Origin of the sequence: Bradyrhizobium sp. 157, from assembly GCF_023073815.1 — a bacterium.
Classification (GTDB): domain Bacteria; phylum Pseudomonadota; class Alphaproteobacteria; order Rhizobiales; family Xanthobacteraceae; genus Bradyrhizobium.
This window is the reverse complement of sequence record NZ_JADPKF010000106.1, coordinates 32,659-41,821: the sequence shown is the minus strand read 5'-3', so window position 1 is coordinate 41,821 and position 9,163 is coordinate 32,659. Positions and strand designations below refer to the sequence as shown.

At 62.5% G+C, this 9,163-nt stretch carries 9 protein-coding genes; 5 read left to right on the top strand and 4 right to left on the bottom strand.

Annotated features, from left to right (window positions below):
• Positions 1-203: 203 nt before the first annotated feature.
• The gene (locus IVA95_RS33485) at positions 204-1,784 is read left to right on the top strand and encodes an AMP-binding protein (RefSeq protein ID WP_247514386.1); all 1,581 of its coding nucleotides are present in this window, start codon (positions 204-206) and stop codon (positions 1,782-1,784) included.
• Positions 1,785-1,965: 181 nt separating this feature from the next.
• Here the strand turns inward: IVA95_RS33485 and IVA95_RS33480 are convergent, their stop codons facing one another.
• Both IVA95_RS33480 and IVA95_RS33475 read right to left on the bottom strand, forming a co-directional pair.
• Positions 1,966-3,063 (bottom strand): HD domain-containing phosphohydrolase, encoded by a 1,098-nt coding sequence (locus IVA95_RS33480; RefSeq protein WP_247514385.1) that lies wholly within the window; start codon positions 3,061-3,063, stop codon positions 1,966-1,968.
• Positions 3,064-3,322: 259 nt separating this feature from the next.
• On the bottom strand, positions 3,323-4,135 hold the full coding sequence (locus IVA95_RS33475; RefSeq protein ID WP_247514384.1) for an oxidoreductase: 813 nt from the start codon (positions 4,133-4,135) through the stop codon (positions 3,323-3,325).
• A gap of 97 nt (positions 4,136-4,232) precedes the next feature.
• On the opposite strand from IVA95_RS33475, the gene IVA95_RS33470 reads away from it, so the two are divergent.
• The 4 genes from IVA95_RS33470 to IVA95_RS33455 all read left to right on the top strand — a co-directional run bounded on the left by IVA95_RS33470 (position 4,233) and on the right by IVA95_RS33455 (position 6,897).
• Complete coding sequence (locus tag IVA95_RS33470; protein ID WP_247514383.1) at positions 4,233-4,829, top strand: TetR/AcrR family transcriptional regulator; 597 nt, start codon at positions 4,233-4,235, stop codon at positions 4,827-4,829.
• 206 nt (positions 4,830-5,035) lie between these two features.
• On the top strand, positions 5,036-5,824 hold the full coding sequence (locus tag IVA95_RS33465) for an alpha/beta fold hydrolase (protein ID WP_247514382.1): 789 nt from the start codon (positions 5,036-5,038) through the stop codon (positions 5,822-5,824).
• A complete protein-coding gene (locus tag IVA95_RS33460; RefSeq protein WP_247514381.1) occupies positions 5,821-6,165 on the top strand; it encodes a hypothetical protein in 345 nt (114 codons plus the stop codon). Before IVA95_RS33465 ends, IVA95_RS33460 begins: the two co-directional genes overlap by 4 nt.
• Before the next feature lie 60 nt (positions 6,166-6,225).
• Positions 6,226-6,897, top strand: coding sequence for a dienelactone hydrolase family protein (locus tag IVA95_RS33455; RefSeq protein ID WP_247514380.1), 672 nt, complete (start codon positions 6,226-6,228; stop codon positions 6,895-6,897).
• 60 nt (positions 6,898-6,957) lie between these two features.
• Here IVA95_RS33455 and IVA95_RS33450 read toward each other — a convergent pair whose 3' ends face one another.
• Both IVA95_RS33450 and IVA95_RS33445 read right to left on the bottom strand, forming a co-directional pair.
• Positions 6,958-7,965, bottom strand: a complete 1,008-nt coding sequence (locus tag IVA95_RS33450; protein ID WP_247514379.1) for a tripartite tricarboxylate transporter substrate binding protein — start codon at positions 7,963-7,965, stop codon at positions 6,958-6,960.
• Between the two features lie 374 nt (positions 7,966-8,339).
• Positions 8,340-9,101 carry a polysaccharide biosynthesis/export family protein gene (locus tag IVA95_RS33445; RefSeq protein ID WP_247514378.1) on the bottom strand — a complete coding sequence of 254 codons (762 nt, stop codon included), beginning with the start codon at positions 9,099-9,101 and terminating at the stop codon, positions 8,340-8,342.
• Positions 9,102-9,163 lie beyond the last annotated feature (62 nt).

Genomic DNA, 9,163 nt, shown 5'->3' with positions numbered 1-9,163 from the left:
TCAATGGCCGCTTCTCGAGGCCGTATACATGACCGCTCCCCGATCCGTTGCCGAAGCACCAAAAAGCCCTTGCCGAGAGGGGGCCGTCCATACATGACGTGGAGAGAGCCCTGCAGAATCCCGATTTGCCCGTCGCGCCATCCGATGGCAGAAATACTCCCAAGCAAAAGCCAAGGCGGCCGTAGAGCCGCACGGGAGGAACCATGCCAATCTCACAGCCAGCCCCAGGCATTGTCGGGCCGTTCGCAGGGCTTGATGTGCCGTGGCTGCTGCGGATGCGCGCCGAAAGCCGCCGCAACCATCCATTCCTGATCTGGGCGCCGTTCGAGGCGCCGGCGCGGAGCTGGTCTTACGGTGAATTTCACGAACGGGTTGGCCAACTTTCCGCAGGGCTGGTCAAACGCGGCGTCAAGCCTGGCGAATATGTTCTGATCCATCTCGACAATTGCATCGAGGCCATGCTGGCCTGGTTCGCCTGCGTTGAACTCGGCGCGATCGCGGTCACCACCAACACCCGCTCGGCGGCGGCCGAGATGGAATATTTCGCCGGCCATTGCGGCGCGGTTGCCGCCATCACCCAGCCTGCCTATGCCGAACTGATCTCGGCCAACTGCCGCGGCCTGCGCTGGATCGCCGTGATCTCGCACGACGCTGGCAGTACACCGGCGCGAGTCGCGCCGCGCGGCGACAGCTTTGAGCAACTCTTCGCCGACAGCGCCGACCGGCCGCGCCGCGCCGCCGATCCGTTCGCGCCGTGCAGCGTTCAATATACGTCCGGTACTACGTCACGGCCGAAGGCGGTGCTGTGGACGCATGCCAACGCATTGTGGGGCGCCAAGATCAATGCTGCACATGAGGACCTGCATGCTGGCGACGTGCACCAGACCTATCTGCCGCTGTTTCACACCAACGCGCTGGCCTATTCGATGCTGGCATCGCTATGGGTCGGCGCGACATGCGTGATCCAGCCGCGGTTTTCGGCGAGCCGGTTCTGGGGCGTGGCGCTCGAGCACAACTGCACCTGGACCTCGACGATTCCCTTCTGCATGAAGGCGCTGCTGGAACACGAGATTCCGAACAACCACAAATTCCGGCTCTGGGGCACCGCAGTATCCGAGCCGCCGCCATTCGCTGCCTTCGGCGTCAAGACGATCGGCTGGTGGGGCATGACGGAAACCATCACCCACGGCATCGTCGGCGAGGTCGATCAGCCCAATACGCCGATGTCGATCGGCCGCGCCGCGCCGGAATATCAGATCCGCATCGTCGAAGACGACGGCACGCCGACGCCCGTCGGCGGCACCGGCAATCTCCTGATCAAGGGCATCCCCGGCCTGTCGCTATTCGCCGAGTACCTGCACAACGAAAAAGCCACGCGCGAGAGTTTTGACGAGCACGGCTATTTCATCACCGGCGACCGCGTCACGCTGCTCGAGAACGGCTTCATCCGGTTCGGCGATCGTACCAAGGACATGCTCAAGGTCGGCGGCGAGAACGTCGCGGCCTCTGAGATCGAACAGGTGATCGCGGTGGTGCCGGGCGTGCGCGAGGCCGCGGTGGTGGCGAAGAAGCACCCGATGCTGGATGAAGTGCCGGTCGTCTTCATCATTCCGCAAGCCGGCGTGGCGGGCGCGCCTCGCGATCTGCACGACACCGTGATGGCCGCCTGCAGAAACGCCCTCGCCGATTTCAAGGTGCCGCGCGAAATTCATTTCGTCGACGACATGCCGCGCTCGACGCTGGAGAAGGTGGCAAAGGCGGAATTGCGGAAGATGCTGGGGTGAGGCTTTCCGCGTCGTTCCGGGGCAACGCGCAGCGTTGAACCCGGAACCTCGAGATTCCGGGTTCGATGCTTCGCATCGCCCCGGAATGACGGGTGACAATTCAATCCACCTCGAACCGGAGCGGCAGATTCTTCGGGCCATTCATAAAATGGCGCGGATCGCCAGGGAATCCGGCAGCCCCTCAATAATACCCGAACGCCACCGGGCGGAAGGCGTGCAGCAAATGCTGGTCGAGCTTATCGCCCATTTCTTCCATCATGCCGTAGGCCCGGGCATGGGTGAACTGCAGCCGGTAAGCGCGCTTCTCGACGAGGGCCGCGTAGATGTCCACGATCGTGGTCAGCCTCACGATGTCGCTGATCTCCTTGCCGCTCAACCCGTTGGGATAGCCGGTGCCATCGAGGAATTCGTGGTGGTGCAGCACCACGTCGAGCATTTCGGGCGGGAAGCCGCCTTGCGCGGACAGCGCGTCGTAGCCGCGGCGCGGATGCTGGCGCATCTCTTCCATCTCTTCCAACGTCAACGGACCCGGCTTGTCCAGGATCCCCACCGGAATGAACGCCTTACCGACGTCGTGCAGCAGGGCTGCGCGGGCGAGACGGCGCTGGTCATCGTCGCGCATGCCGAGATGCTGCGCATACGCCACCGCAAAGCCGGTGACGAAGAGACAATGACGATAGCTGCCGGTGTGATGACAGCCGACCGTCGTCAGCCATTCCCGCAAGGACGAATGCTTGATCGCCTTCAGAATCTTGCTCTCGGCCTCGATGATGTCGCTGAACTTTAGAGGAACGCCGGCCGGAAGCTTTTCGAAGATCTTGACCATCACGGCATGCGCTGCCTCGACGCCCCTGTTGAGGGCCTTGCCGCGATCGGTCTCGTCGTAGCCGTCGCTGTCCGGAAACGCGGCGCGGATCCGCTGCAGGATGCCCTGTGCATCGAACGGCCGTGCGATCGTGTCGGTGGCGCCGAGCGCCCAGGCCTGCATCGATCCGTGGTGAAGCGCGTCCGCCAGCACGAACAGCCGCGGCATCTCGCGATAGGCTTCGGCCCGCAGCTTGTTGCGCACCAATTGTACGCTCTCGGCGGAACGCAGGTTGATGTCGACCACGATGCCCGCCAGGTCCCGTTCCGGGCTGTCGGGAATGTCAGAAGTCGCGATGGTGTCGACCTGACCGACGGATCGCAGAATACTGGCGAGTTCGCTGCTCTGATCGCTCCGATCCGAAGCGAGCAATAGCCGGCGCCTGGTCGAAGCCTTGTTGGTTGCGGATGTCATGAAACCCCAGACCCCTAGCGGTGATGACTTGCAACCGAGGCTAGCGGATAAGGAGTTCCCCGGGGCTTAAGAGGCATCGTGAATATAGGCTAATGTGAACGCTAAAATTCTAACGATCTGGTTCGTGATGCGCTGCACCCACGCTACTCCCGCAACTGTCATCATCCGCGAAAGCGGATGATCCAGTACGCCGTGACGAGCGGATGCGCGCGCCGCAGGCGTTGAAGATGACGTTGCCGAGCGTGGGCGCGTGAAACGGCTATACCGGCAGCCCCATTTGCTTACGAAGGCTCTTGTCGAACATGCGCTCCGGAACAAAACGGCGCAGAACGCTCACCTGGCCAGCCATTTTACCGCACGTGTACCGGTGACGAGGCGATGCTGTAGTCGCGGCCTCAACCACTCTCTTGGCGACCACTTCGGGCCTGTCCGCCGTCTTCATCACTTCCTGCATAACTGCGACGGCGCGTTTTCGTGCCGAGACATACGCATCCAATGCCTGGTCGGGAAGCACCATGTTCTGTTCGAAGGAAGTGCTGGTATACGCCGGCTCCAGCAAGCAAACGCGGATGCCGAAGCTCCTTACCTCGTGATCGAGAGATTCCGAATAGCCTTCGAGAGCATGCTTCGTGGAGGCGTAGAGCGCCGAGAACGGCGCCGGTATCAGGCCAAGCACCGAACTTATATTGATGATCCTTCCATCTTTCCGAGCTCGCATGTGCGGCAGGACCGCATTGCTCATGCGCATGACTCCGAACAGGTTTACGTCGAACAGCGCCTGGGCTTGACCGATTGACGATTCCTCAGCCCCGCCCATCAGGCCAGTTCCGGCGTTGTTGACCAGAACGTCGATCCTGCCCGCCATATCGAGCACCTTGTCGACGGCAAGCTTCACTGAACCGTCATCGGTCACATCGCAGGCGACCATCGCAATGCCGTCGGGGCCACTTGCGGCCATCCGTCGGCTAGTGCCGAACACGCGAAATCCAGCCTCGCGCAAGGCCTTTGCTGACGCCAGCCCAATGCCCGTGGAAGCCCCGGTCACCATCGCCACTTTACCGCTTTGCTGCATGAGAACCTCCATGGACGCATTGAACAATCCTTTAGATTAAGCTATAAATATCACATGACGATCATAATGCAATAGGCTTTTGGCCGGAGGATCCACTATGCGCTACGCCAAGGGGCAAAAAGAGACCTCGCACGAGCGAATCGTGAGGGCTGCAGCGAATAGGTTCAGACGGGACGGCATTGCTGCCGCCGGAATGACCGGGATCATGGCGGAGGCAGGACTGACGAACGGCGGGTTCTACTCGCACTTCCGCTCGAAGAGCGACCTAGTCAGGGAAGGCCTTGAGCGAGCGCTCGCCGACCAACTGCAAAGCCTGGCCGCACCCGACCCCAAGCCGGACGCATTAGCTCACCTGATCCGTTCTTATTTGTCCCAGCATCATCGTGACCGGCCCGGCACCGGCTGTGCCTCCGCGGCGCTACTGCCCGAAATTGCCCGCCAGCCTCTCTCCGTGCGGAAGGCTTACACGGTTCGGTTACGCACGCTCATCGAGCAGATGGCGCGACGGTTGCCGCAGAATGGCTCCATCCCCGAATCGCAGGACACAGCGATCGCAATTTTAGCCGTCTTCATCGGAACGCTTCAGCTTTCGAGGGCCGTGAGTGATCCCACGTTGTCCGACGCTATGCTTGCTGCGGGAGCTCGTGCGGCAACCACCCTCGCCGGCTTGGCTGACGGTTCTGTCGAAGCATGAAGGGGTACAGGGATGAAATGTTAAAGCGGCCGAGATCGCGGGCCGATGCTCGTGTCGTTCGCGGTGGCGCAATGCAGACTGCCCGTCAACAAGCAGTCTGGTCCTATCAATGCGCCGATACCACCCTCGCTTTCCGCATTTCCCAATCGCGATCAGATCGCGCTAGGATGAGGCCGACAATTGCATGGGAACCCCAAGGAACCGCAATGCCGACAATCGATCGCGACGGCGTCCGCATTTATTACGAGGTTCACGGCTCCGGCCCACCGTTGCTCTTGACCCACGGCTATTCGTCGACCAGCGGGATGTGGCAGGGCCAGATCGCGGCTTTGTCGAAGCATCACAAGCTCGTATTGTGGGACATGCGCGGCCACGGCCAATCCGATTATCCCGGTGATCCCGCAGCCTATAGCGAAGCGCTGACGGTTGCCGACATGGCGGCGCTGCTTGACGCCGTTGCCACCGAGAAGGCAATCGTCGGCGGGCTCTCGCTGGGCGGCTACATGTCGCTGGCGTTCTACCGCGCCCATCCAAGTCGCGTCCGCGCGCTGCTGATCATCGACACCGGCCCGGGCTTTAAGAAGGACGATGCCCGCGAGGTCTGGAACAAGCGCGCGCACGATACCGGCGACCGCTTCGAGCGCGAGGGCCTGGAGGTTTTGAAATCGGCCGGCCGGGAACGCTCCAGCGTCACCCATCGCGATGCGTCGGGACTGGCGCGCGCCGCGCGCGGCATGCTGACCCAGCGCGATGCCCGCGTGATTGAATCCTTGCCCGATATCAAGGTGCCGTCGCTGATCGTGGTCGGCGCCGACGACACCCCGTTCCTCGCCGCCTCCGACTACATGGCAGCCAAGATTCCCGGCGCGCAGAAGGTGGTGATCCCGGCTGCCGGCCACGCCGTGAACATCGACCAGCCGCAGGCTTTCATCGACGCGGTGCTGCCGTTCCTCGACAGCCTTGATGCCAAGGCACCACAGGAGGCCGCTTCATGAAGACAGCCACGGTGGCCCTCGCTCTTATCGCAAGCAGTTTCACGCAAGCTGCCGCGCAGCACTTGCCGCCGATCGGCGGCCCCTACCCGCCACCGTTCACCGATACGCTGTCGAACAACGTCCCGCTGGCGTTCGGCATGCAGGCCGATGAAGCCGCCCGCGCGCTCGGCGTCCCGTTCAATCACATCAGGGGCCGTCCGGGCGATGAAATCTTTCTCGCGTTCCGCAACGTCGGCGGCAGCGGGCTGTTCTACAAAAAGGACCGGCTCTATCTGCAATTTCGCAAGGGCAGGCTGGCCGGCTGGAAGGGCGACTGGGGTCACAACTGGATGTGGCAGTAGCGCCTGTTGGATGGACCTTCTCGCAAGATTTCGTGCAACTCAAACGCAAATGGATGACCCGTGGGACAGGATATCGAACTGACGGCTTCGGACGGTTTCAAACTGGGCGGCTATCGCGCCGATCCCGCTGGTGCGCCGAAAGCGGCGATCGTGGTGATCCAGGAGATTTTTGGCGTCAACCACCACATCCGCTCGGTGTGCGACCGATTGGCGGGCGAAGGCTATGTCGCGATTGCGCCGTCGATCTTCGATCGCATCGAGCCGAATTTCACCAGCGGCTATTCGCCGGATGAGGTAGCGAACGCGCGAAAATTCGTCGCCAATCCGGATTGGGCCGCGATGCTGCGCGATACCCAGGCCGCGATTGACGCCGTGAAGGATGTCGGCCCGGTCGGCATCATCGGCTTCTGCCTCGGCGGCAGCATCGCCTATGCGGCAGCGACCAAGCTGTCGGGCTTGTCTGCCGCGGTCGGCTATTACGGCGGCGCCATTGTCCGCTTTGCCGACGACAAGCCGCAAGTGCCGACGCAATTGCATTTCGGCGAAAAGGACGCGGGCATTCCGCTAACCGACGTCGAGACCATCAAGGCCAAGCGGCCGGAGGTCGAAATCCATCTCTATCCCGGCGCGCAGCACGGCTTTCACTGCGACGAACGCGCCAGCTACGACAAGGCCAGCGCCGACATCGCCTGGCCGCGCAGTCTGGCGTTTTTCGCGAAGTATTTGAAGTGACGATCTGTCGTCATTCCGGGGCGCGCGATAGCGCGAACCCGGAACGACGAAGCAGGGATCTCACTCGCCCTTGACGCCGGTTGCCTTCACGACATCGGCCCATTTCTCATAGTCGCGGCGCAGGACCTTCTCGAACGCTTCCGCCGATCCGCCCACCGGCACGAGGCTGAGCGTCTCGATCCCGGCGACGCCCTCGGGCGAGGCGATGATGCGGGCGAGTTCATCCGAAAGCTTCTTCACGATCTCCTTGGGCGTTGCGGCGGGTACGAACACGCCGAGCCAGCCTTCGATCTCAAACCCGGGGTAACCGAGTTCGGCCATCGTCGGCACGTCGGGCAACGCTTTCCTGCGCTTCTCACCGCCAACCGCCAGCGCCCTGAGCTTGCCCGCCTTGATTTGCGCGCTCGCCGTGGTCAGGTCCTGGAACGCCGAGGTAACCGTGTTAGCGAGCAAATCGTTCGTGAGAGGAGCCGAGCCGCGATAGGGGACATGGGTCATGTCGATATTGGCGGTCTTCTTGAGCAATTCCCCGTAGAGGTGGGACGTCGTGGCGTTGCCGAAGGTGCCGTAAGGCTTGCCGGGGTTCGCCTTGGCATAATCGATCAGCTCCTTGACGGACTTGATCGGCTGCTGCTCTGGGACCACCAGAACGATGGTCGACAAAGCGAGCTGGGTGACAGGCGCGAGATCCTTGAAGACATCGTAGGGCAGCTTCGTAACGAGGCTCGGCGCCTGAATGATCTGCGTAATGCCGATCAGCACGGTGTAGCCATCGGGCTGCGCCTTGGCCACGTAGTCGTTGCCGACCACGCCACCGCCGCCCGACTTGTTCTCCACGAGGACGGTCTGTTTCCACGACTCCTGCAATTTGTTGGCAAGCAAGCGAGCCAAGACGTCGGTGGCGCCGCCCGCGGGATAGGGCACCACGAAGGTGATGCGGCGGCTCGGATAAGGATCGGCCGCCGATGCTTGATGCGAAGAGGCGCACAACGCGGTCACGGCGATGGAAGCGAGCAACACTAAAGCCGTTGCCGCACGCACCACGCGGACCGGCAAATGATAGTTCATGGTCACACTCCGGATTGCAGGCACTCTACCGACAAACCGGCGCGCCTAGATTTGAACGACGGCTTTCTACATCGCTGCAGCGCAAGATGGAACATGGTTTCGAACGCATTCAGCGCATAGCGCCAATTCATCGCACCGCGCCGGTCCGAGGCTGCTGCGGGGCTCCAACAGCACGCCAGGCACGTGCGAAACCGCAGGTCTGCCACTGCAAGTTAGCGATTTGCTAAATTTGCTTCCGCAACATGATGTAGGACGCAGCGTTCGCGCTAACGCGAAACGAATGGTGGATATTCTTGGTCAAATGCGAGGCATTTGCCTGACGCAAATGCTCAGGAAAGAACCGCAGTCGAGATAACAGTCGATGAAAAGGCTTCCTAGAACCAGCGCTCGCTGACGAGCACGGTGTCGCCGGGGCTGATCGGGCTGCCGGGCGGAACGACGAAGCGTGACGTGCCGGACGCATCGGTGTGGGTGACGGTCACGCTGTCGCGGCGGGCGCGCGGCGAAAAGCCGCCGGCGATGGCCACCGCGCTCTCGACCGTCATGTTGGGGACGTACGGATATTGCCCGGGTGCTGCGACCTCGCCGAGGATGAAGAACGGCCGATAGGCTTCGATCTCGACGGCGACCGATGGTTCTCTGATAAAGCCGGCGCGCAGTTTCGCTGAAATCTCCGCTGCCAGCCCCGCCGTGGTGCGGCCGCGCGCCCGCACCGAGCCGATCAGCGGCATCGTGATCGCGCCGCCGGCGTCGATTGCGTAGGTGTTGGTCAGGCCCTCCTGGCCATAGACGACGACGCGCAGCTTGTCGCCGGCATCGAGATGATAGGCCGCGTCGTATCGCACGGGCGCGGGTTCGGCATAAACGACAGGCGCGGCAACGACGGCGGGTGCCGGTGCCGTGCGTGGCGCCGCGGCAAAGGCGGCGCGAAGCGCGCCAATGGCGCCGCCACCGGAGTCGACCGCGACCGTCCGCGGCGGCGGACTGTCGGGCTGGCCATAGGCCATCTGGTCGAGATCACCTTGCGGCGCGACCGCAACCGGCCCGGTCGTGCGCATGCAGCCCGACAGCGCCAGCGCGGTGATGATCGCAGTGATCGGTATTCGAAACGCGCGCACAACCCGCACCAGAGCCATCCCTCAAAGCGAGACAGCTCTAGTCTTGCACCGGGTATGGTTAATAAACGGTTTTTTGGAAG

Excerpts from the sequence above, each read along its gene's own strand:
- IVA95_RS33485 (WP_247514386.1), top strand. The coding sequence starts at position 204 with ATGCCAATCTCACAGCCAGCCCCAGGCATTGTCGGGCCGTTCGCAGGG.
- IVA95_RS33480 (WP_247514385.1), bottom strand. The coding sequence starts at position 3,063 with ATGACATCCGCAACCAACAAGGCTTCGACCAGGCGCCGGCTATTGCTC.
- IVA95_RS33460 (WP_247514381.1), top strand. The coding sequence starts at position 5,821 with ATGAAGACAGCCACGGTGGCCCTCGCTCTTATCGCAAGCAGTTTCACG.
- IVA95_RS33445 (WP_247514378.1), bottom strand. The coding sequence starts at position 9,101 with ATGGCTCTGGTGCGGGTTGTGCGCGCGTTTCGAATACCGATCACTGCG.
- IVA95_RS33470 (WP_247514383.1), top strand. The coding sequence starts at position 4,233 with ATGCGCTACGCCAAGGGGCAAAAAGAGACCTCGCACGAGCGAATCGTG.
- IVA95_RS33475 (WP_247514384.1), bottom strand. The coding sequence starts at position 4,135 with ATGCAGCAAAGCGGTAAAGTGGCGATGGTGACCGGGGCTTCCACGGGC.
- IVA95_RS33450 (WP_247514379.1), bottom strand. The coding sequence starts at position 7,965 with ATGAACTATCATTTGCCGGTCCGCGTGGTGCGTGCGGCAACGGCTTTA.
- IVA95_RS33465 (WP_247514382.1), top strand. The coding sequence starts at position 5,036 with ATGCCGACAATCGATCGCGACGGCGTCCGCATTTATTACGAGGTTCAC.